The sequence below is a fragment of the Bacillus sp. NH11B genome, from assembly GCF_001884205.1.
GTDB lineage: Bacteria > Bacillota > Bacilli > Bacillales > Bacillaceae_G > Bacillus_A > Bacillus_A proteolyticus.
Window position 1 is genome coordinate 1 of the sequence record NZ_MAOG01000020.1, and the last position, 22,183, is coordinate 22,183.

Annotated in this window: 22 protein-coding genes and 1 pseudogene; 13 read left to right on the forward strand and 10 right to left on the reverse strand. The window is 35.7% G+C overall.

Annotated features, from left to right (window positions below):
• The 7 genes and pseudogenes from bclA to BAU27_RS05310 all read left to right on the forward strand — a co-directional run.
• Positions 1-452: pseudogene (gene bclA / locus BAU27_RS05280) on the forward strand (collagen-like exosporium glycoprotein BclA); the annotation flags it as partial.
• A 115-nt stretch (positions 453-567) separates the two neighbouring features.
• The gene (locus tag BAU27_RS05285) at positions 568-1,413 is read left to right on the forward strand and encodes a TylF/MycF family methyltransferase (RefSeq protein WP_071770299.1); all 846 of its coding nucleotides are present in this window, start codon (positions 568-570) and stop codon (positions 1,411-1,413) included.
• Positions 1,414-1,553: 140 nt separating this feature from the next.
• Positions 1,554-2,312 (forward strand): class I SAM-dependent methyltransferase, encoded by a 759-nt coding sequence (locus BAU27_RS05290; protein WP_071744656.1) that lies wholly within the window; start codon positions 1,554-1,556, stop codon positions 2,310-2,312.
• Between the two features lie 6 nt (positions 2,313-2,318).
• Positions 2,319-3,254 carry a glycosyltransferase family 2 protein gene (locus BAU27_RS05295; protein WP_071770300.1) on the forward strand — a complete coding sequence of 312 codons (936 nt, stop codon included), beginning with the start codon at positions 2,319-2,321 and terminating at the stop codon, positions 3,252-3,254.
• Between the two features lie 147 nt (positions 3,255-3,401).
• Positions 3,402-4,559 carry an FtsW/RodA/SpoVE family cell cycle protein gene (locus BAU27_RS05300; protein ID WP_071770301.1) on the forward strand — a complete coding sequence of 386 codons (1,158 nt, stop codon included), beginning with the start codon at positions 3,402-3,404 and terminating at the stop codon, positions 4,557-4,559.
• A gap of 77 nt (positions 4,560-4,636) precedes the next feature.
• Entirely contained in the window at positions 4,637-5,377 is a 741-nt protein-coding gene (prpE, locus tag BAU27_RS05305) for a bis(5'-nucleosyl)-tetraphosphatase PrpE (RefSeq protein ID WP_071770302.1), read from the forward strand.
• A 154-nt stretch (positions 5,378-5,531) separates the two neighbouring features.
• The gene (locus BAU27_RS05310; RefSeq protein ID WP_071770303.1) at positions 5,532-6,920 is read left to right on the forward strand and encodes a peptidase G2 autoproteolytic cleavage domain-containing protein; all 1,389 of its coding nucleotides are present in this window, start codon (positions 5,532-5,534) and stop codon (positions 6,918-6,920) included.
• A 45-nt stretch (positions 6,921-6,965) separates the two neighbouring features.
• Here the strand turns inward: BAU27_RS05310 and BAU27_RS05315 are convergent, their stop codons facing one another.
• The 4 genes from BAU27_RS05315 to BAU27_RS05330 are packed head-to-tail and all read right to left on the reverse strand — an operon-like array spanning position 6,966 to position 9,731.
• Complete coding sequence (locus BAU27_RS05315; protein WP_071744651.1) at positions 6,966-7,859, reverse strand: RluA family pseudouridine synthase; 894 nt, start codon at positions 7,857-7,859, stop codon at positions 6,966-6,968.
• Between the two features lie 15 nt (positions 7,860-7,874).
• The gene (locus BAU27_RS05320; protein ID WP_000673196.1) at positions 7,875-8,672 is read right to left on the reverse strand and encodes an NAD kinase; all 798 of its coding nucleotides are present in this window, start codon (positions 8,670-8,672) and stop codon (positions 7,875-7,877) included.
• 18 nt (positions 8,673-8,690) lie between these two features.
• On the reverse strand, positions 8,691-9,329 hold the full coding sequence (gene yjbM, locus BAU27_RS05325) for a GTP diphosphokinase (RefSeq protein ID WP_002170849.1): 639 nt from the start codon (positions 9,327-9,329) through the stop codon (positions 8,691-8,693).
• Between the two features lie 30 nt (positions 9,330-9,359).
• Positions 9,360-9,731 carry a UPF0738 family protein gene (locus BAU27_RS05330; RefSeq protein WP_071744650.1) on the reverse strand — a complete coding sequence of 124 codons (372 nt, stop codon included), beginning with the start codon at positions 9,729-9,731 and terminating at the stop codon, positions 9,360-9,362.
• A gap of 144 nt (positions 9,732-9,875) precedes the next feature.
• Here BAU27_RS05330 and BAU27_RS05335 point away from each other — a divergent pair, with 144 nt between their 5' ends.
• From BAU27_RS05335 to BAU27_RS32235, 4 genes are all read left to right on the forward strand, one after another.
• Positions 9,876-10,454: a CYTH domain-containing protein gene (locus tag BAU27_RS05335; RefSeq protein ID WP_071744649.1), complete on the forward strand. Its 579-nt coding sequence runs from the start codon at positions 9,876-9,878 to the stop codon at positions 10,452-10,454.
• Between the two features lie 184 nt (positions 10,455-10,638).
• Positions 10,639-11,037, forward strand: coding sequence for a globin domain-containing protein (locus BAU27_RS05340; protein WP_000043388.1), 399 nt, complete (start codon positions 10,639-10,641; stop codon positions 11,035-11,037).
• A complete protein-coding gene (locus BAU27_RS05345; protein WP_071770304.1) occupies positions 11,037-11,930 on the forward strand; it encodes a ClpXP adapter SpxH family protein in 894 nt (297 codons plus the stop codon). Before BAU27_RS05340 ends, BAU27_RS05345 begins: the two co-directional genes overlap by 1 nt.
• 229 nt (positions 11,931-12,159) lie before the next feature.
• Positions 12,160-12,333, forward strand: a complete 174-nt coding sequence (locus BAU27_RS32235) for a hypothetical protein (RefSeq protein WP_000748141.1) — start codon at positions 12,160-12,162, stop codon at positions 12,331-12,333.
• A gap of 146 nt (positions 12,334-12,479) precedes the next feature.
• On the opposite strand, the gene pepF is transcribed toward BAU27_RS32235, so the two are convergent.
• The 4 genes from pepF to mecA form a co-directional block, all read right to left on the reverse strand.
• Entirely contained in the window at positions 12,480-14,306 is a 1,827-nt protein-coding gene (gene pepF / locus BAU27_RS05350; protein WP_071770305.1) for an oligoendopeptidase F, read from the reverse strand.
• Positions 14,307-14,356: 50 nt separating this feature from the next.
• Entirely contained in the window at positions 14,357-15,592 is a 1,236-nt protein-coding gene (locus tag BAU27_RS05355) for a competence protein CoiA (protein ID WP_071770372.1), read from the reverse strand.
• A 90-nt stretch (positions 15,593-15,682) separates the two neighbouring features.
• The gene (locus BAU27_RS05360) at positions 15,683-17,227 is read right to left on the reverse strand and encodes a cardiolipin synthase (RefSeq protein ID WP_071744646.1); all 1,545 of its coding nucleotides are present in this window, start codon (positions 17,225-17,227) and stop codon (positions 15,683-15,685) included.
• Positions 17,228-17,299: 72 nt separating this feature from the next.
• The gene (gene mecA / locus BAU27_RS05365; protein ID WP_071744645.1) at positions 17,300-17,983 is read right to left on the reverse strand and encodes an adaptor protein MecA; all 684 of its coding nucleotides are present in this window, start codon (positions 17,981-17,983) and stop codon (positions 17,300-17,302) included.
• A 517-nt stretch (positions 17,984-18,500) separates the two neighbouring features.
• Between mecA and BAU27_RS05370 the strand changes: the two genes are divergently transcribed.
• A complete protein-coding gene (locus tag BAU27_RS05370) occupies positions 18,501-19,175 on the forward strand; it encodes a TerC family protein (RefSeq protein WP_071744644.1) in 675 nt (224 codons plus the stop codon).
• A 50-nt stretch (positions 19,176-19,225) separates the two neighbouring features.
• On the opposite strand, the gene spx is transcribed toward BAU27_RS05370, so the two are convergent.
• Complete coding sequence (gene spx / locus BAU27_RS05375) at positions 19,226-19,621, reverse strand: transcriptional regulator Spx (RefSeq protein ID WP_000258267.1); 396 nt, start codon at positions 19,619-19,621, stop codon at positions 19,226-19,228.
• Between the two features lie 578 nt (positions 19,622-20,199).
• Here spx and BAU27_RS05385 point away from each other — a divergent pair.
• On the forward strand, positions 20,200-20,403 hold the full coding sequence (locus tag BAU27_RS05385; RefSeq protein ID WP_071744641.1) for a hypothetical protein: 204 nt from the start codon (positions 20,200-20,202) through the stop codon (positions 20,401-20,403).
• 29 nt (positions 20,404-20,432) lie between these two features.
• Here BAU27_RS05385 and BAU27_RS05390 read toward each other — a convergent pair whose 3' ends face one another.
• Positions 20,433-22,079, reverse strand: coding sequence for a peptide ABC transporter substrate-binding protein (locus BAU27_RS05390; protein WP_071770307.1), 1,647 nt, complete (start codon positions 22,077-22,079; stop codon positions 20,433-20,435).
• Between the last annotated feature and the right edge of the window lie 104 nt (positions 22,080-22,183).

A 22,183-nucleotide genomic window follows, 5' to 3' on the forward strand; every position in this document is an offset into this window, starting at 1 on the left:
GGCCGACTGGTGCCACTGGACCAACCGGACCGACTGGACCATCTGGATTAGGACTTCCGGCAGGATTGTACGCATTTAACTCTGCTGCAATTAGCATATCTCTTGGATTTAATGACCCAGTACCATTTAACACTGTTGGATCTCAGTTTGGTACAGCAATTTCTCAATTAGATGCTGATACTTTCCTCATAACTGAAACTGGATTTTATAAAATTACTGTTATCGCATATACTGCATTAGCAAGTGTATTAGGTGGTCTTGCAATTCAAGTGAATGGTGTTGATATCCCTGGCACTGGAACAAGTTTAATCTCACTTGGAGCACCTATCGTTATCCAAGCAATTACACAAATTACAGTAACTCCATCAATGGTTGAAGCGATTGTTACAGGGCTTGGATTATCGTTAGCTCTTGGTACGAGTGCATCCATTATTATTGAAAAAATCGCTTAATTTTTACTTAGCAGTAAAACTGATATCAGTTTTACTGCTTTTCAATTTCAATCATGAAACCTTCGTTATCTACATAATCATATTGTTGTATGACATTTCCTCAGGAGGCACAAATATGGAAAATAGATCTGCTATTCAGCTTTATCTTGAGTTATTAAAGAAAACAATTTTGTTTGAAATATGGTTAGAGTATGAACCATATTTACCTGCTACGTTACATATATCTAAAGAATTATTATATGAACCAGTTACAGTTCCACTCCCTTTATTTATTAAGCAGTACGCAGAAAATCATAATTTAAAAATCGTTGACCCTAACGTTTCGAAAAGTGAGCGTCAAGGTGGCAACGATTGGCCAAGAGCAGCACACAGTATGATCGGGCGAAAACGTATGAATCAATTACATGAGGCTATGGAAACTGTTGTCCGTGAAAATATAGAAGGTGACTTTATTGAAACTGGTGTATGGCGCGGGGGATCATGCATCTTTATGAATGGTTTTTTACAAGCAAACAACATCAAAAATCGTACTGTGTGGGTTGCTGATTCATTTGCAGGTCTACCAGCACCCAATTTAGAACAGTATCCGAAAGATTACGGTGATTATTTACACACATTCGATTACTTACGTGTTTCTTTAGAACAAGTGCAAGAGAACTTTAGAAAATATGATTTATTAAATGATCAGGTGAAATTTTTAAAGGGGTGGTTTAAGGATACATTACCTTCAGCACCAGTAGAAAAAATTGCAATTGCTCGCCTTGATGGTGATATGTATGAATCAACGATGGATAGTCTTGTAAACTTATATGACAAAGTTTCAACAGGTGGCTATATTATCATTGATGATTACGGGTTAGTAACATGTGCAGAGGCTGTGACAGATTTCAGAAATGAAAGAAACTTAAAAGCACCTATTACTAAAATTGATGATTTCGGTATTTATTGGCGAAAAGAATAGAATAAATTTTATTGAGTTGAGGGGTTCTATTGTACTAATGATCCATAAGAACCAATAGTGTAAAGCTCCCCTCACTATGGAATATTAATTTATATACAAAATAGAAATTACCTACTTTAATACAAGGAAGGAGTGAATGTATGAACGAAAATGAGAAGAAAATCACATTGATCCCACCTCCAGAACTCGTTCAATATGTAGGGGGTGACTTTGAAGCGGTTGGAAAAGAATTTATGCAGTATTTTATTGAAATTGGCAATTTAAAATCAAATGAAACAGTGTTAGATATAGGCTCTGGTATTGGCCGAATGGCGGTTCCATTAATGAATTATTTAAGTGATGATGGCACTTATTATGGATTTGACTTATTTAATGAGGGAATTACATGGTGCAGAAATAACATTTCAACGCTCCGTAGCAATTTCCATTTTGAACATGTCGATATACATAATCAGTTCTACAATCCAGAAGGAAAAGAAGATGCTTCCCAATACAAGTTTCCATATGAAGACGAGTCATTCGATTTTATTTTTTTAACGTCCGTATTCACACACCTCCTGCCGAAAGAATTAGAACACTATGTATCTGAGATTACACGAGTTCTGAAAAAAGACGGGAGATGTTTTATTACTTTCTTTTTAATTAATCCTGAATCATCCTATTACTTAAATGCAGGAGTAAGTACATTAGGCTTCTATCATCAAATTGACAATTGTTATGTTCTGAATAAAGATATTCCTAATTTCGCAGTTGCCTATCCTGAGGACGATATTCGCGTTCTATTAAATAAGTATGGGCTAGAATTAATGAATCCCCCCCATTATGGTTCATGGTGTAACAGAACTGAGTACACAAGTTATCAAGATATTATTCTTACACAAAAAATTTCTGAAAGGTAGTTGTATATGAATAACAAAAAAAATCTGCCTCTCGTTTCCATCCTTATTCCCACCTTTAATCGACCACATTATTTTAAAATTGCTCTAGAAAGTGCATTAGCGCAAACTTATTCGAATATTGAAATCATTGTAGGAGATGATAGTACAAATGATGCAACAGAAATTTTAATGAAGAGACATTATTTACCTAATTATAAAAACATAACGTACATTCGAAATTCCGCTACTCTAGGACAATTTAATAACTCACTTATGCTCTTAGAACAGTCCAATGGAGAGTACATCAATTTCTTAATGGACGATGATATATTTTATAGTAATAAAATCGAAAAAATGATGTTCTATTTCCAACAAGACTTGGATCGAAACCTCGCACTTATTACATCTTATCGTACTTGGATTAATGATAATGGAGAGATAATTGAACAACACCCCTCCATGAAAAGATTATATGATGAAGATACTCTACTAAATGGGACAGATTTTGGAAACCGTATGCTTATAAAGGGACAAAATATTATCGGTGAACCTACAATTGTACTCTTTCGAAAACACCTATTAACAGAACCTTTCGGCACTTTAAATGGTAGAAAATATGGTTGTAGTGTTGATATGGCCTCTTGGATAAGTTTACTTTCAAAAGGTGATGCAATGTATATCACTGAACCTTTAAGTTCATTCCGCCTTCATACTGGACAGCAAGTACATCACAAATTCCTTGAAGGCTGTGAAGATTTTTCACAGCTCGTTGTATCCTCGAAAAAGTATGGTTTCTTACAAGACACCAAATATTATAGAAAGGGTCTGGTAAGGGCTTATGGATGGTATAAAAATGCGGTCAAATTTTACAATCTATTTCCAAACCTCATTCCAGATATAAATACACATGCACGTCTTTCCTATTGTTTAAATATAATTACAAAAGAACTCCGTTCAATATAGCATAGCACATCACAAGGGAGGAGCTATCCCTTGTGATGTATGACTTCCCACAAATAGTGGAATAAATGTATGAACAGTCTGCTTGCATATTATTTTTATCATGACGTCATCCATATACTTACTAGGTGATAGAAAGGACTACATACATTGAAATCAAATTCTCAATATCAAATAGACTACGTATTGCTATTCATCTTATTTGCCATTGGGACTGTTAGTTGCTTTGCTATTGCAAGTGCGCAAGCCTCTTTACCACAATTTTTGCAAAACGTGAATTTTGTACTAAAGCAAATTCAATGGTATTTCATTGGATTTATTGCTATTGGCGTTATTATGATTATCGATTTCGATCGTTATCAAAAAATTGCTTGGTATTTATATAGCTTTGCAATGGTATTACTTATTGGGCTAGAACTTCAAGTACCAGGTGCCCTTACAATTAAAGGCGCTACCGCTTGGTACAGGCTTCCAGGCATCGGAAATTTCCAGCCTTCTGAAATTATGAAATTATTTTTAATTATCGTCATTGGACGAATTATAGCAAATCACAATGAGAAATATTTTTTCAGAACAATACAGGGAGATTTTTTATTACTCGGAAAGATATTCGCAACAAGTTTGCCACCACTACTCCTTATTGCAAAGGAACCGGATTTAGGGAATACGATGGTAATTTCAGCTATGCTCGCAGCAATGATACTAGTTTCAGGTATACGATGGCGTTTTATTTTCGGATTAGTCTCCGGCATTGTCACAGCAGGTTCTACATTAATATATATATTTTTTTCTCATACAGAGTTCTTTAAAGCCAACATTTTAAAAGAATATCAATTAAATCGCTTCTACGGCTGGTTAGCACCATACAAATATGATACGCAAGGCTATCAACTAAGACAAGCATTCTTAGCTGCTGGATCAGGGGAAATGCAAGGAAAGGGTTGGGAAAATGGACAAGTATATTTTCCAGAACCACATACAGATTTTATTTTCACTAATGTCGCTGAACAATTTGGTTTTTTAGGTGCAAGTGTCATTATTTCACTTTTTTTCTTACTCATTTTCCGAATGATTCATATCGCTTTAGAAAGTAATGATCCTTTCGGTAGTTATATTTGCGCTGGTACAATTGGAATGTTTACTTTTCAAGTATTCCAAAATATCGGGATGACAATCGGATTACTTCCTATTACAGGGATAACATTACCCCTTATGAGCTATGGAGGAAGTTCGCTGCTTACATACATGATTGCGATTGGATTTATTTTAAATGTTCGCTCAAGAACAAAAATCTTTATGTTTAAATAAGCCACACAAAAAGCAGTACATTTTTATCTCTATCCTTTTTTAGATATACTAATGAAAAATATGATGGAGGTTTAAATATGAAATATGACATTATAGGGGATATTCATGGGTGCTTCCAAGAGTTTCAAAATTTAACGACGAAACTTGGATACAACTGGAGTAGTGGCCTACCGATTCACCCTGACCAACGTCAGCTTGCATTCGTTGGTGATATTACAGATCGCGGTCCTCACTCATTACGTATGATTGAAATTGTATGGGAACTTGTCATAAATAAAAAAGAAGCTTATTACGCTCCTGGAAATCACTGCAATAAACTATACCGATTTTTCCTTGGGCGTAATGTAACAATCGCTCACGGACTCGAAACAACTGTCGCTGAATATGAAGCACTATCTTCTCATAAGCAAAACATTATAAAAGAAAAGTTCATCACCCTTTATGAGCAATCCCCTTTATATCACATACTAGATGAAAAAAGAGTAATCGTATGTCACGCTGGGATTCGGCAAGATTACATAGGAAGACAAGATAAAAAAGTACAAACCTTTGTATTATATGGCGATATTACAGGAGAAAAGCATCCTGACGGCTCACCTGTCCGTCGCGACTGGGCGCAAGAATATAACGAGAAAACTTGGATTATATATGGACATACTCCAGTAAAAGAACCTCGATTTGTAAATCACACAGTCAATATCGATACTGGTGCTGTATTTGGTGGAAAGCTAACCGGACTACGTTTTCCTGAAATGGAGACCGTTTCCGTCCCTTCCTCCCTGCCTTTTGTTGCTGAGAAATTCCGCCCAATTTCATGACTCCCCTTACTTAGTGCAATTCATGAATTGCGAGGGATTACCGTATTATTTAGACATATCTCATATAAAAACTAGGTAATGTACTTAAAAAAAGATGCAATAAAGTGCATCTTTTTTTAAGTACACGGCATATACTGTCGCAGGAGGTGACAGTATGAAGAAAAAATCTTCTAAACAAAAAAGAAAATTCCCGCCTTTCTATCTGCCCATGTACGGAATTAACAATTGGTGTAGCATTCGAGCTGCAGCTTTAGAAGAACTGGACGAACAAGAATCATCAAAAAAAAGTAAAACAAGAACAAAATATGTCTCTTTAGAAAATGCTGTAATGAGCCGCATAATCGATAATAGAAAAACAAAGATGCAGCAAAAACATAAACCTCTCTCTAATAATAATGAACAGATAGTACAATCTGAGCAAACAGAGCAAAATACGGAAGAAAACATACCTGTAGCAATAAATAAAAAAGCGGAACCAGAAATTCCAGCTACTATTATAAATCAAGTAAAAAAAATAAAAGAAGCATTAGCCCCATCAAATGATATACAAACGGAGAAAACTATTATAATTCAGACCCCTACACCCGAAAATACAAAAGTTAAAAAAGGGAACCGGTATGCACATGCAGAGGGGCTTCACTCTAATGCAGAAGGTACAGCTTCACATGCAGAAGGGCTTCTTACACATGCAAAAGGTTCTTTCTCTCATGCAGAAGGATCAAAAACAAAAGCAACTGGACATAGTTCGCATAGTGAAGGAAGTGAAACGACATCAGGCGGCTCTTATTCTCATGCGGAAGGAAAACATACAATTGCTTTAGGCGAAGCAGCACATGCAGAAGGAACCGCAACTATCGCTAACGGATTCTCTTCTCATGCGGAAGGTATGCATACATCAACAGATCATTTTGCAGGCAGCCATATTATGGGGCGCTTCGGCATAGCAGAAGAATCTTATTCTTGGTTTATTGCAAATGGTACAAATGACACCGACCATAATATCGGTGCAAAATGGCTTGCTCACAACGGAGAAATGTATATCGATGGTGCTTCTTACAATGCAAGTGGAACGGATTTTGCACAAATGTTTGAGACAGCAGATCATAGTTCTATTGATGTCGGTCATTTCGTTACATTTAGTAGCGAAGAAAAAATTCGAAAAGCTACTTCAAATGATTTATTCATATTAGGAATATCTAGTGCTACTCCTGCTCTCATAGGAAATAGCGGCGCTTTAAGTTGGCAAAAACGCTATAAAACAGATAGCTTTGGAAAACGTCAATATGCGCGTACGGACACGCAAGACACACAACCTCTTTTGAATACAGAATGGGATCCAGCTTGTAAATATATATCAAGAAGAGACCGCACTGAGTGGCTTCCTGTCGGATTAATTGGACAAATGTTAGTACGTGATGACGGTACTTGTGAAACACACGGATACTGTCTTCCAAATGATGACGGCATTGCTACAAAAGCTGAAAGTGGCTTTTTCGTTATTAAACGTACTGGTGAAAATCAAATTTTAATATTATTCCGCTAAAAAAAAGGGAACAAAATTCTTCGTTCAGTAAGAATTTTGTTCCCTTTAATTGTTATGTAAAGCGGATTGCATGTCATCTGGGATACCTACTGTAAAAGTCATTTCCTTTTCTAAAATAGGGTGATAAAACGTCAAAGACGTACTATGAAGCGCTTGGCGCTTCATCACATCTCTTCGACCGCCGTATAAATCATCCCCGAGTAACGGATGTCCTATATGCGCCATATGTACACGAATTTGATGCGTTCTTCCTGTTTCAAGTTCAAGTGCTACATACGTCTTATTAGAAGAGCTTCCCATCACTCTAAAATGAGTAACAGCTCTTTGACCATCTTCACAGACAGTTCGCTCGATAATACTATCCGCTTTTCGTCCGATCGGTGCGTCAATCGTCCCTATCTCTTCTAGGATTATCCCATGAACGAGCGCTTCATACGTTCGTTTCACTCCTTTTTGTTGATGCTGCTTTGATAAAAGGTGATGAACGAATCTATTTTTTGCAATTAACATAAGTCCTGAAGTATCACGATCGAGTCTCGTTACAATGTGCACTGTACTTGCAAGGTTCTGTTTATCATAATGATATAACAGAGCATTTGCAACACTTCCTGATGGATGCTCTCTAGATGGAATTGTCGACATATATGCTTCTTTATTTACAACAAGCACTGCGTCATCTTCATATACAATATTTAAAGGAATATCTTCTACTTCCATCCCTTCACTTCTTTCCTCGAATGGAAAGAAGACTTGTAACCCTTCACCGGCTTGTAACTTGTGGCGAACACTCGCATGTTGACCGTTTACTTCAATAGCTCCGCCGTGAAACTTTATATCGGTTAAAGCAGCTTTCGAAATCCCTTTCGTTTTCAAAAACTCTCTAACTAAAGTCCCCTCATCTGCAAGCTGTATATCCCATTTCAATGTAAATCTGTTCAAATATATAAACCCTCTCTATTTATCTGCAACAAACGAGTCACGGACACGTTTCCAGAACGGGAACGGACGGAAACGAACAAATCGTACTTTCTCGTTTGCAACGCGATACTGAATTGATTTCACATCTTGATGAACCATCGTCAAATGATCCACCGTAATTTGCAAGTTCATTCCTGCAGCCGGCTTTAAAACGCATGTATGATGTTTCGGCAGTACGAGCGGTGAACCTACCGTACGAAATACACGATTGTTAATTGATGCCATTTCTGCAATTTGAATCGCTTCAATAGAAGGGTGAATAATCGCTCCGCCAAGTGCCTTATTATACGCAGTACTTCCTGAAGGAGTAGAAATACAAAGACCATCTCCGCGGAACGTTTCAAAATACTCTCCGCGTATTTCCACTTCTGTTACTAATGTTCCTTCTGCACTTTTTACAGTCGCTTCATTCATCGCCAAATACTGCGACTCTTTACTACCATTCACATAGCGAATAATCACCTCTAAAAGTGGGTATTCAACTACTTGGAACGGTGTTTTAGCAATCGCAATCACTAACTTCTCTACTTCCGTCGGTAACCAATCTGCATAGAAACCTAAATGCCCTGTATGTACACCAACAAATGCGGTTTCATCTAATCGATTATAGTAACGATGAAACGCATATAAAAGCGTTCCATCTCCCCCAACAGAAATTACAATATCAGGTTCTTTTTCATCCATCGTAAAACCAAAATCTAACAAGTATTCTTTCATCGTACTTGCTAATGTATCTGATGATTGATCGCCCTTTGACATAATTGTAAATTTCATCGCCCAACACCCTTTAGTTTATGATTCAGAATCTTTCGTTTCCTGCTTTCGTGAAAAGATCTTTTGCGCTTCTTGAATTTCAAGACGAATGGAAGACATTTCTTCATCTAATAAAAATGCCGCTTCCGCTGCACGTTGTAAGCGTATTTTAATATCTTCAGGAAAACGTCCACTATATTTGTAATTTAAAGAATGCTCAATCGTTGCCCAAAAATTCATCGCTAACGTGCGAATTTGAATTTCCACTAACACTTTTTTTTCTCCCTGTATCGTTTGAACAGGATAACTAATGACAACGTGGTAAGAGCGATAGCCGCTATCTTTCTTTTGCGTTACATAATCACGTTCTTCCACAATTTCAAAATCATTTCGTTTTCGAAGATATTCTACAACAGGCTTAATCTCATCAACAAATTGACACATCATTCGAAGGCCCGCGATGTCCTGCATATCTTCTCTGAGCCGGTCTAGCGGTACATTTCTCTTCTCCGCTTTATCAATAATACTTGCAACCGATTTTACCCTTCCTGTTACAAACTCAATTGGAGAATGCTCCGTTAACATTGCAAATTGAGTACGCATTCCTTTTAGTTTCACTTTCAGCTCCGCCACCGCTTGGTGATAAGGTGCTAAAAATTCTTCCCAATTACGATTCATTTCAACCACCACCAAAATCAATCCATTTACTTATAGAAACACTTTTTCTACAGCAGTTACTAGTTCTTCTCCGTAATTTGCATTACCTTCAATATTTTCAACTAAATATTCTACTTCTTCTTTTAATCCTTCTAATTCTATTTCAACATCATTCACGTGAATAAACATCGCTGTATCTTTATTCATCGCTTCATGCATTGCTTCCCAGCATGTATGCGGCATACTTACATAAATGAAAGATGATTCGTTTTCTAAGATATATAAAAATGATAAATTGTCTGAGTCTACAAGTACGTGATTACGCGCACTTAGCTCCTTTACCTCTATTTCAGTATTTTCCGCACAAAAAATAAGCGCATTCTCTCTCTTTTCTACGCTCTTAACTTGAATTTTATTTTGCATGCTCAAACTCCTCCATCTCAACTTCCTGTCTTACTTAACAGTATTATTGTATCATAACATGGACGCAAACAAATAAAACATTGAACCAAATTTGCGAAAAAGCGATAATGTGGAAAGAATTATTTTTCAAAAGGAGCGCATACAATGACACAAGAAATTGAAATTGAATTTAAAAATATGGTTACAGAGGAAGAATTCCAAACATTATGCAAATCTTTTTCTATTGAAGCATTTACAAAACAAGTGAATCACTACTTTGAAACGCCTCACTTCTCTTTAAAAGATGCGGGCTCTGCACTTCGTATTCGTCATAAAGATGGAACTTATACATTCACATTAAAACAACCTGCTGAAATTGGTTTATTAGAAACTCATCAATCTATAACTGAAAAAGAAGCAAAACTTATGATGGAAACAAACGTAATCATTCAAGGCACTGTAATGGATCAACTTCAGAAACTACAAATTCCAGTTTCCTCTTTAACTTATATGGGAAGTTTAACAACAGAAAGAGCTGAAACATTATTTGAAGGCGGAACACTTGTCTTTGATCATAGTTTCTATTACAATCACGATGATTATGAAATTGAATACGAAGTGCAAGATGAACAGACTGGTAAAGCAGCATTTATGAGGTTATTGAAGCAACATAACGTACCAGTTCGTCATACAAATAACAAAGTAAAACGCTTTTTCCTTGCTAAACAAAACAAAGAGCGCTAAAGTAAAATTTCCATCAGTGAAGAAGTGATTTACTGGTGGTTATGTTTCGCCTTTTTGGAAAGTAAAGATTTATTAGCAACACATAAAATAAGCAACGAATGTTATGAAGGCTGTTTAGTTGCTCTTCATAACATTCCATTGCTACAATAGATATACATTTCATGGAAAAAGGAGTTTATAAAGGATGAGCAAGCAACCGATGACACCATTTGAAGCAATTGGCGGTGAACAATGCATTGCAACATTAGTGGATACATTTTATTCCTATGTCAGTGAACACCCTGACTTATCTCCGATCTTCCCGGATGATTTAACAGAAACCGCTAGGAAGCAGAAACAATTTTTAACACAATATTTAGGTGGTCCTAATTTATACACTGAAGAACATGGGCATCCCATGCTAAGAGCACGCCATCTTCCGTTTGAGATTACTCCAAAACGCGCAGAAGCTTGGCTATCATGTATGGAACAAGCGATGGATGATACAGGAGTGCACGGTCATATAAGAGAGTTTGTTTTTGAACGTTTAGCATTAACTGCTCAACATATGGTCAATACTCCAAATGAAACAGGTGAAGTGTAATGGATAAGCAGGAAGCAAAGCATATGAATATGCCTTCTCCTTTCACATGCGAGCATAAGTCTGTAGAAGCATATTTATTTATTGATCCACTTTGTAAAGATTGCTGGGATATCGAGCCATTTATTATTAAACTATGGCTCGAATATGGGAAATATTTCTCTATTCGTCATATAGTAACTGGAAAAGTGGACGGGGCAAACGCTTCCTCACACAAATGGAATAAACCTGCTAATATTCGATTTGTGTGGGAAAAGACAACAAGTTTACAAGGTTTTTCATGTGATGGAAAAGTACATATGCAAGAGGCATCGTCAACGCCGTATCTAGTTTCGATGGCAATTAAAGCGGCGGAGTTGCAAGGCCGAAAAGCAGGTTCGAAATTTTTGCGAAAACTCCAAGAATACATTCTTCTTAAAAATGTATCAAACCCAGATGGTGAACTATTGCTTACATGTGCAAAAGATAGCGACATTGATGTAGAGGAATTTAAAAAAGACCTACACTCAGTTAGCGCAAAAAAAGCTTTCCAATGCGACCTAAAATTCACAAATGAGATGCATATTACAGAAATACCTTCCCTCCTATTTTTCCATGCAAATTCAGATGAGGAAGGTATTAAAATCGCAGGAATTTATTCCTATGATGTATACGTACAGTTATTAAAAGAACTTGTAAAATGCGAGATTGAGCCAGAGCCATTACCTCCTTTAGAGGTATTACTAGAAGTAACACAATTTATTTCTTCAAAGGAAATCTCATTTATATATGACTGCCCGCAGCAAGAAATAGAGCGCGAACTAAAAAAATTACAACTAAAACGAAAAGTACAAATGATTGAAGTGAAGTGCGAGCGTTATTGGAAATGGATAGCAAAAGAAAAAGACCTGGTGTAAACACCAGGTCTTTTTCTTTACGGCTTATAAAAATATTAAAGGGGATGGGAGAAATTTTCACGTTCAAACAAAGGGGTATATGTTTGTATGTGAATTCGTTCACGCTTATTATATTACAAGATTCGACGTCAGATGACAACCCCTTTTGTCGAATTTCACACTTTTGTCACATTCTAAACGTTTTCATTCTTGAATAAGCTATAAAAAAAGCAATTTAGGAGGTTTCCTTATGAAAAAGTCTCATATTTTTCTTATCTTTCTATGTGTTATTGTTTCTTTTTTCTTGTATATCCTCTCTCTATTACAAGCTTTTCCTAAAATTATTGCCTTCCCTCTTTTATTCGGAGTTATCGTCATCGCTGTCTCTTATTTCAACTATAGAAAACGATTTAAAGGATTTTAACTACAAAAATAAGTCGTGAAAATTCCTGCTAATATAGAAAAAGTAAAGAAAATCAACTTAATAATTCGACAAATATCGACACTATGTACTTTTGAGCAAATGTTCCAAACAAAAAAGACGAGGATAAAATTCCTCGTCTTTTCTCATTACTTCTCTTCAAACAATAGCGCTTCTAATTCATTTAATTTCTCTTCAAATACTTGTAATGCTTCTTTTACAGGTTCTGGTGATGCCATATCTACCCCTGCTTTTTTCAACACTTCAATTGGATAATCAGAGCTTCCAGCTTTTAAGAATTCATTAATGTAACGTTCTACCGCTGGTTGTCCCTCTTCTAAAATTTGTTTTGACAAAGCTGTCGCTGCACTAAATCCTGTTGCGTATTGATATACGTAATAGTTGTAATAGAAGTGCGGAATACGAGACCATTCTAAACCGATTTCTTTATCGATCACTAACGCGTCACCGAAATATTTCTTATTTAAATCATAGTAAATTTCCGTTAACATGTCTGGCGTAACAGCATGTCCTTCTTGTACTTTCTTATGAATAATATGCTCAAACTCTGCGAACATCGTTTGACGGAATACAGTACCACGGAATCCTTCTAAATAGTGATTTAATAAATATAGACGCTCTTTCTTATCTTCTGTCGTTTTTAATAAATAGTCATTTAGAAGTGCTTCATTACAAGTTGATGCTACTTCTGCAACGAAGATTGAATAATCACCATATACGTGCGGTTGTGTCTTCCTTGTATAGTAACTATGCACTGAATGACCAAACTCATGAGCAAGTGTAAATAAATTATTTACATTATCATGCCAGTTCATTAAAATATACGGATTTGTTCCGTATGCACCAGATGAATATGCTCCGCTTCTTTTTCCCTTATTCTCATATACATCTACCCAGCGATTCTCATATGCTTCTTTTAAAATTTCAACATATTCATCACCAAGTACATTTAAAGATTTCAATAACATTTCTTGTGCTTCTTCATACTTCACATTCATTTTCACTTCTGGTACAAGTGGTGTATATAAATCATACATATGAAGCTCATCAAGACCTAGGGCACGCTTACGAATATCGATGTAGCGATGTAGTAAGTGTAAATTATCATTTACCGATTCAACAAGTTGATCATACACCGCTTCAGGAATATTATTATTACTTAATGCAGCTTGACGTGCAGAATCGTATTTACGAACGCGTGCATTGAAATTATTACGTTTCACAGCCCCACTTAACGTACTTGCAAATGTGTTCTTATATTTTCCGTACGTTTCATATACAGCTTTGAATGCATCTTCGCGCACACGACGATCATCACTTTCTAAAAATTGAATATAACGACCATGTGTTATTTCTACTTCTTCTCCATCCTCACCTTTAATAGATGGGAATTTTAAATCCGCATTATTCAACATACCAAATGTATTACTTGATGCACTCATCACTTCAGATGCTTCTGCTAATAACGCTTCTTCAGCTTCCGATAATACATGCGGGCGTTGACGTGTAATTTCTTCTAATGCATGCTCATATACACTTAGTTCTCGATTTTGTTGTAAGAATGTTTGCAATGTATCTTCTGAAATAGATAAAATTTCAGGCACGATATAAGCTGTGCTACTAGATACTTGTGAGTATAAATTTGTTGCGCGATCATTTAATGCTTGATACACAGAGTTTGTTGTATCTTGATCGTAACGCATATGTGCATATGTATATAGCTTACCTAATCTCATTGAAATTTCATCTTCATATTGCAATGCCTCAAGCAAATTGTCTGCAGAGTCACCAAGCTTCCCTTTAAATTCAGTTAACTTTGGCAATAGCTCTTTAATAGCTTGGAATTCTTTTTCCCATTCTGCATCTGTTTGAAAAATATCTTCTAATCGCCATGTGTTTGCTTCTTCAATCTCATTGCGATCTGGTAATGATTTTACTGTGTTTTGTTCAGCCATTCTTTAAGCCCTCCTTTAAATATCTCTACTTAAGTACAATTCGATTTTTCTTATGTAATTCCTTCACGATCAGTCTTTATTATATCCCCTTTTCCCTCTCTCATGTTGTACTTTGTCTCAAATAGAGATAGTGCATGCGCTAAGCAAATGTCATCATATTTCATAATTTCCTCCTCTGTTTTTAACAAAACAACATCTCTTATTTTTCGATACTTATTAGTGCCTACTTTATTTAACACACCTATATAACATAAAAATGTCATATACTCTGCAACTGCTATCTTCCATATATGTTGTGCAAAATACGGAAGTAGACGCCTCTTTGTATATTTCGCTACATAATTACATGCGTACTGAAGGGAAATATACTCCCCTACCTTAAGCTTACTTATACACTTCATATAAAGAAAAGCTTGCCATATAAATGGATTTGTTTGAAAAGCAAATGAGGATGGAAGCGGAACACCGATTTCAGAAGGAAAACTCGCTGGGGTACATTTATATTGATATAAGAGGCGTAGTAGTGACTTATGATTATAATTCCAGATAGGTAAAGCGTTTTGCCGAAAATAGTTCTTTTTTCTCTTCCATTCTTGTCCTAATACCTCTTTCCGGAAAGAAACGGGAGAAAAGAGCATTTCAACAGTAGTCGTATCGGTTGGTAAATAAATAGTATGTGAAAAAGAGATAGTTGTAGAAAACGGAGTGATAAACGCACATTTCATAAACGATTTTTGTTTCGGGCAAAAGAAAATAAGAAATGGCTGAGGATAAGGTTGTAAGGCGAATGCCATAAAAGAGGAAAATGTCATCCAATGGGCTGATTGCTTTTTTAACTGATTTCCACCGATTATCCAGATGACTTGTATACTAGCTTGCCAATACGAATATGTTCGCTTATAAAGCTGCTCTATGGAGAGATTTGCACATTGATATTCAATCGCAATTTTTCTATCCGCTCTCTCTACGTAAATATCTGGTCGTTGCTGGATTACCGGCAGATAACGCTCTATATCTACATGGAAATCTTGACGTTTTAACCATCTATATAACAATTCTTTACCGTGCATATGGTACACAGATTCTGCCTCGTAAAACGCAAGACAAGAATCTACTTTCTTATGAGCAAAATGCCAACTCTTTTGTGTCCCTAACTTCATTTGCACTTCCTTTCCGCAAGCTGTGCAAAAAAATTTTTCTCGTTTACGCATATCGCGTAAACACTCTTCATCCCGGTTATATAACAGATGAATTTTCTCTCCGTTTTCTCTCCTTGCAATAAACATCACAATCACACCCTTTCAACTCCTTGTATTCTACAATTTACTACAAATTCCTCTCAAAAAAAGAGATGTCCTAAATTAGGACATCTCTTTTTATAATAAAGGTGATAATAACCGATACGTCGATTCAACAATCCGCCTGTGAAGACGTCTCTTATGAAATCGATCAACATGAATTTCACTGGATTCTTCTAAATCGTCTTTAAAATCTTGAACGAGCTTTCGAATACTATCTGTATCATATAAAAAGGCATTTACTTCAAAGTTTAAATGAAAACTTCTCATATCCATATTAGCTGTCCCAATTGAAGCGAGATCCGAATCAACGATAACAACTTTACTATGAAGAAAACCTTTTTCATATTCATATATTTTTACTCCTGCATCTAATAACTCTGGAAAATACGATCTTGATGCATAAAAGACAGTGCGCTTATCTGGCTTACTTGGCATTAACAAACGAACATCAATACCAGCAAGTGCAGCTACTTTTAATGCAGATAAAATATCATCGTCTGGAATAAAGTATGGTGTTGCAATCCAAATCGATTTCCTAGCTGAAGCAATCATTGCAAAATATAAATGTTTAATTGTTTCCCATTTATTATCTGGTCCACCTCCAACGAGTTGTACTCCGCCCCAATGATCACCCTCAACTGCTTTCGCTTGTAAATATTCAGGTGCTAATACTGCCTCACCAGTCATATAAAACCAATCTTGAAGGAAAATTAGCTGTAAACTTTGAACTGCTTCACCGCGCAAATATAAATGCGTATCTCGCCAAAAACCGAAGTATTTATCTTTTCCTAAATATTCATCCCCAATATTTAATCCGCCTACAAAACCTTCATTTCCATCTATAATAACGATTTTCCGATGGTTTCGATAATTAATTTTATCGTTTAAAATCGGAAAGCGCACAGGGAAAAATGGAACCATTTCTACTCCTGCATCATTCAATTCTTCAATATATGAATTTGATAATTTAAAACTTCCAACCGCATCATATAAAAAACGGACGACAACGCCTTCTTTTGCTTTTTTCATTAAAATATCTTTAATTTCTGTACCGAGCTTGTCATCACGCACAATGTAATACTCCATATGAATGTGGTGTTTCGCTCGATTTAATCCATCTAAAATTGCCTGAAACGTTTCATCTCCATTTGTTAATGTCCTCGTTTCAGTTTGAAATGAAATATTTAAAGCACCCAATCGATCAGCTAAACGAAATAACAATTCTTGATGCTTATGGTCTCGTAAAATTCGTTCTTCGTAATCTTCGTGCCCCTTATATTGTAAAAACGCCTGTTCATCGAGTAACGCCTTCTTTTGGAACATTCTTTTTCTGCGAAAGTTTTGTCCAAATAATAAATAAGCAAAGAAACCGAACACTGGAAAAATTCCTAGTACGATTAACCATGTAAGCGTTTTGGATGGATGTCTGTTTTCTAAGAAAATAACACATCCAATTAAAAATGCGGAAACCGTAAATAAAATACTAATAATACCTAAAATCGAAACGTCTTTTATACCAATGACATCCGAATAAAATGCTACATCAATAAACATACGTAACGAAACAAATAATGCGAACAATAGTAGAAAAAAGAAAAGTAGTTTTAACGTGTTTTTCATCTCTTACCTCCTTACTAAGAAAGCCTTCCTATTCTTCATAAAAAAAGCCGATTTCATACTATAGAAATCGGCCTACGTTTTAGAAGGAAAATGGTTACGAATTGTCTCAAGCGCATGCTCTTTCACAACTTGTTTTCCATACTCACTTACACGATGAATTGTTAAAGTAGATTCTTCCCCATATTCTAAAACAATACTTAAAATACGATCAATCTCTTCCTCATCATGTAGCACTTCATCGAATTCCACATATACATAATAGCGGTCCTCAAATGAATACAGTTCATCTTTTACATCTTCAAAAATTAGACGATGACTTAATGAAATTACATCCTCAAAATCATTAAACTTAATTAAAAAGCCAAACGTACCATCTTCATTAAAGTTTGTACCTGTCGGTTCTATTTCCTCTTCCTCTAATTCTTGCTGGAATAATGATTCGATTCCTTCATCTAAAGGAATATCTATAATTTTGTCTACACCTATCGGTAGTTCTAATTTTTGTCCATCCTTTGAAAGTTCTGCTTTCGTTACAAGTACTTCAATCCCTTTGTCAACTGCTTGCACTTGAATCCATAACGGTCCATCAATAAAGAAGTCATCATGATCGCGAGCTTCATCCATCATTTCCCAAAAAAGTTCTTCACTCCGTTCGCGGTCATACCAAATTTCTTCACGGTTAAACCCTCTGTCCTCTATATCAACGTACGTAATAAAAAATTTCATCGTATGATCGTTAATTCTTTCAATTTCCAAAATACAACTCTCCCTTCCTGTTTAGAATTGTTATGAAGGGATCCCCCACTCATATGACAAATCAATAGATTCTTGTACTCTCATTTTATGATAAGATTCTCCAGAATGGAAATAAAATCGATTTATTTTACAAAAATAGTTATATACCTATCTGCATTCGGCTACTTACATAAACTGAAACTTTAATTGTTGGGGCCTTTGCTCATCCACGTTGATTATTAGCCACACTAATCGGGCATTTACAGACAGGGAAGCTCAAAACGAACTCCTTTTCTTTATAGCCGGATTTTGTGACGGAATCTTACTACCCGCAGATAGTCGGCTAAAAATCATTATTCCAATTCTCTGTTCACAAAAAATTTGGACATACATTTGCGTGTTGCCCCGTACACTGTAATAAAGTGAAACTTCTATAAGAGAAGATTATTTAATCCCAAAGGCGCGGGATTAAAGCTAAACAAACTTTCTTCATCACATACATATCGCTCATTAAAACATCATAAACGGAGGCAGACGAATGGACTTAGAGTTTTTAACATCTGTACTAATGATCGTCGGTATCGATGTTGTACTAGGTGGTGATAACGCAATTGTTATCGCATTAGCTAGCCGAAATTTACCTGAATCAAAGCGAAATAAAGCAATTTTGATTGGCACTATTTTAGCAATTGTGCTGCGAATTCTCCTCACAATACTAGCTGTCTATTTACTCGACATCCCATTTTTACAACTCATCGGCGGAGTTTTACTCACATTAATTGCAGTAAATTTACTAACTGATAACAACAACGACCTTTCTTCGATTCAAGGAAAAACGACTTTATTCCAAGCGGTGCGTACGATTGTATTCGCAGATCTCGTTATGGGGTTTGATAATGTTATTGCCATTGCGGGCGCAGCTCACGGAAGATTATTACTCGTAATAATCGGTCTACTCATTTCTATCCCGATTATCATTTGGGGCAGCAAACTTATTTTAATACTCATGGAACGTTTTCCGTTCCTCATTTTTTGCGGGGCAGCAGTTCTCGCCTATACAGCAGGAAAAATGATTACACATGAAGACAGACTTGCAACTTTTTTTCATAACAACCCAAGTTTCACGACAAGTATTCCTTACTTATTCATTTTCACCGTTTTATGCATCGGTATTATCGTTCAACGAGTTCGATTACGAAATGTGAAACATTAAAAGAAAACCTTCTACTATATAATAGGTAGAAGGTTTTCATATTATTATAATTAATTTACAAGACGCTGTGCTTCACGCAATTGGAACGTTCTTACTGTACGTGGTAAGAAACGGCGGATTTCGTCTTCGTTGTAACCTACTTGAAGGCGCTTCTCGTCAATCATAATTGGACGACGTAAAATCCCTGGATAGTCACGAATCATCTTATATAAATCTTGAAGTGGTAAAGACTCTAAGTTTACATTTAATTCTTGGAAAACTTTTGAACGAGTAGAAATAATCTCATCCGTTCCGCTTTCTGTCATACGTAAAATCTCTTTAATTTCCTCAATCGTTAATGGATCTGAGAAAATATTACGTTCTGTATAAGGAATATGATTTTCCTCTAGCCATAATTTCGCCTTTCTACAAGACGTACAGCTTGGAGAACTATATAATGTTACCATACAAAGCTCACTCTCCTTAAAGAGTACAAATTCTGTACTAATTACAGTTTAAATTTCTAACTTCCGCGATTTTTCGCGATAACTTGTCTTATAGCAAAGTAAAAAATCGCAATTCATGTAAGCAACAATAATTACTTTTAATAAGTAACTTCTATAATCATTATACAATAGTTTTTGCAAGAAATATACAGTAAATTTACTGCTAGTTGAGAAAACTTCTCCGTGTATTCCACTGCTATGTAACATGATTACACTCACTTTAACTGTCATCTAACAACAATCTTCAACCCTTTTGACGCCTGCTTTTCACAATATACTTCATGTTATATACGATTGGTTTTTCATAACATGAATCGCCTAAAAGAGAACGTTTTCTTACCTTTTCCCAATAATTCAATTGAGAAATGTAAGACCAAAAGCTAAAATAAAACAAGAACACCTGTTCTTATATTAACAAATCTCATCACTCATGTCTATACGATTTCTAAAATTAATCAAATATTTTTCTGACATTTCTTTCTTTTTTACCTTTTATCTCATACAATAAAAATACAGACAGGCAAAGGGGGAATTTGCATATGATTGCTTTTTTTACTGATTTTATCATTGTTGCTACCCTCATCATCGGAATAACAGCATTGATTGGTGTCATTACAAATAGCATCGGTGAAAAACTCTTTGGTGGGAAAGAAAAAATGAAGTTTGTTAACAAAAGTTCAGATGTGCAATCTGGCTGGAATCAAGTTGGCGGAAAAGGCATTTATAAAAAACGTACGTACTAAAAAAAGCAGGTAATCACCTGCTTTTTTTGTTATTTCTCTACTGATGCCCATTTGAAGCTTACTTCGCCACCATATTTATGGTTGTACATATCTTTAATTGTTTCTCTTTGTAAATATGCTCTACCACGTTGATATACTGGAACAATCGCAGCGTCATCAAGTAACATTTTTTCCGCTTCTAATAAGTTTTTCCAGCGAGCATTTACGTCGCTTCCATCTTTCTTCGCTTTCATAATAATCTCATCGTACTTCGGATTTGAATAATTCATTTTATTCTGTGCTCCGTCAGTTACGAACATATCAAGATATGTAACTGGATCTGGGAAGTCTGCACTCCATCCAGAGAATGACATTACATAGTCACCCGCATCTTCTAATTTTAGTTTTTGCGCGAATGGCTGCTGTTTAATTTTCACTGTTAAACCTGGTAAATTCTTTTCCAACTCACCTTTTAAATATTCACCAGTTTTCTTCGATAATTCAACATCTTCATTTAACATCTCTAATTCGATTTCATTTTTACCAAGTTCTTTTTTACCAGCTTCCCAATACTTTTTCGCTTCTTTTACATTTGGTTTTATAATATCTCCATTTTCAGCACGGAAATCTTTTTTATCCGGTCCTTTAATGAAATTGTCAGGAATTAATCCCGTCGCTGGCTTAGAACCGTTATTTAATAATGTATCAACGAATGGTTTACGGTCAAAACCAAGAGAAATTGCTTTACGAATATTTTTATTTGCTAAAGCTGGGTCTTTTTGATTTAAGCGAAGGAAGAATACAGAAGTATCTTCTACCGTTTTGAAATCTGGTTTCCCTTTATATTTATCGATGAACTCAGCTAATAACGTCGCTCGATCGACTGCGTTTGTTTCATATAAATTAATTGGCGTAGACGTATCCTTTACAATATTAAAGTTTACTTCCTCAAGCTTAACTTCTTTATTGTCCCAATATGATGAGCTCTTTGTCATCTTGAAGCTACGTTCATGCTGCCAATCACTTAATGTAAATGGACCATTATAAAGTGTTGTGTTTGCCTCTAAACCAAACTTCGTACCTTGCTCTTTTACATACTTTTCATTCACAGGATAGAAGATTGGATATACCATTAAATCAACAAGATACGGAATCGAGTTGTCTAATTCCACTTCTAATGTGTGTTCATCAATTGCTTTTACGCCTAATTGATCTGGACTCATCTCTTTTTTATTAATTTTCTCTGCATTTTTTATATCATACATAATGTACGCTGATTTTGCAGCTGTATCTGGATTAATCGCTCTTTGCCATCCATATACGAAATCTTTCGCTGTTACAGGTTCACCATTTGACCATTTTGCATCTTCACGTAATTTAAATGTATACTTTTTACCGTCTTCTGACTTTTGGAATTCTTTCGCTACACCTGGCACTAATTTATCATCTTTCCCAAGGCGGTATAGACCTTCCATCGTATTATTCATTACTTTTGAAGAAACTGCATCAGCTGATAACGCTGGGTCCATCGTTGGAATTTCTTGTGTTTCAATTAAATTAATAACTTGCTTCGCACCGCTTTTCCCGCTATCCCCTTTTGCGTTCGCTTGCGGTTCATCTTTTTGATAGCCACATGCCCCTAAAATCATGCTCATCGCTACTGTTGATGCTACAAAAACTGGTATCTTTTTTTTCATACTTCCACCCCTCCAAAAAATGTTAGCCCTTTCATTTTCAAACAGAAAGAAATATATATATGTTCTAATAATTCATATTATACACACAAATATATTCTTTGTAT

What these genes read in the sequence shown, in the direction of transcription:
- BAU27_RS05285 (WP_071770299.1), top strand. Translation starts at nt 568, where the DNA reads ATGGAAAATAGATCTGCTATTCAGCTTTATCTTGAGTTATTAAAGAAA.
- BAU27_RS05290 (WP_071744656.1), top strand. Translation starts at nt 1,554, where the DNA reads ATGAACGAAAATGAGAAGAAAATCACATTGATCCCACCTCCAGAACTC.
- BAU27_RS05295 (WP_071770300.1), top strand. Translation starts at nt 2,319, where the DNA reads ATGAATAACAAAAAAAATCTGCCTCTCGTTTCCATCCTTATTCCCACC.
- prpE (WP_071770302.1), top strand. Translation starts at nt 4,637, where the DNA reads ATGAAATATGACATTATAGGGGATATTCATGGGTGCTTCCAAGAGTTT.
- BAU27_RS05310 (WP_071770303.1), top strand. Translation starts at nt 5,532, where the DNA reads ATGAAGAAAAAATCTTCTAAACAAAAAAGAAAATTCCCGCCTTTCTAT.
- BAU27_RS05320 (WP_000673196.1), bottom strand. Translation starts at nt 8,672, where the DNA reads ATGAAATTTACAATTATGTCAAAGGGCGATCAATCATCAGATACATTA.
- yjbM (WP_002170849.1), bottom strand. Translation starts at nt 9,329, where the DNA reads ATGAATCGTAATTGGGAAGAATTTTTAGCACCTTATCACCAAGCGGTG.
- BAU27_RS05330 (WP_071744650.1), bottom strand. Translation starts at nt 9,731, where the DNA reads ATGCAAAATAAAATTCAAGTTAAGAGCGTAGAAAAGAGAGAGAATGCG.
- BAU27_RS05335 (WP_071744649.1), top strand. Translation starts at nt 9,876, where the DNA reads ATGACACAAGAAATTGAAATTGAATTTAAAAATATGGTTACAGAGGAA.
- BAU27_RS05340 (WP_000043388.1), top strand. Translation starts at nt 10,639, where the DNA reads ATGAGCAAGCAACCGATGACACCATTTGAAGCAATTGGCGGTGAACAA.
- BAU27_RS05345 (WP_071770304.1), top strand. Translation starts at nt 11,037, where the DNA reads ATGGATAAGCAGGAAGCAAAGCATATGAATATGCCTTCTCCTTTCACA.
- BAU27_RS32235 (WP_000748141.1), top strand. Translation starts at nt 12,160, where the DNA reads ATGAAAAAGTCTCATATTTTTCTTATCTTTCTATGTGTTATTGTTTCT.
- pepF (WP_071770305.1), bottom strand. Translation starts at nt 14,306, where the DNA reads ATGGCTGAACAAAACACAGTAAAATCATTACCAGATCGCAATGAGATT.
- BAU27_RS05355 (WP_071770372.1), bottom strand. Translation starts at nt 15,592, where the DNA reads ATGTTTATTGCAAGGAGAGAAAACGGAGAGAAAATTCATCTGTTATAT.
- BAU27_RS05360 (WP_071744646.1), bottom strand. Translation starts at nt 17,227, where the DNA reads ATGAAAAACACGTTAAAACTACTTTTCTTTTTTCTACTATTGTTCGCA.
- BAU27_RS05370 (WP_071744644.1), top strand. Translation starts at nt 18,501, where the DNA reads ATGGACTTAGAGTTTTTAACATCTGTACTAATGATCGTCGGTATCGAT.
- spx (WP_000258267.1), bottom strand. Translation starts at nt 19,621, where the DNA reads ATGGTAACATTATATAGTTCTCCAAGCTGTACGTCTTGTAGAAAGGCG.
- BAU27_RS05385 (WP_071744641.1), top strand. Translation starts at nt 20,200, where the DNA reads ATGATTGCTTTTTTTACTGATTTTATCATTGTTGCTACCCTCATCATC.
- BAU27_RS05390 (WP_071770307.1), bottom strand. Translation starts at nt 22,079, where the DNA reads ATGAAAAAAAAGATACCAGTTTTTGTAGCATCAACAGTAGCGATGAGC.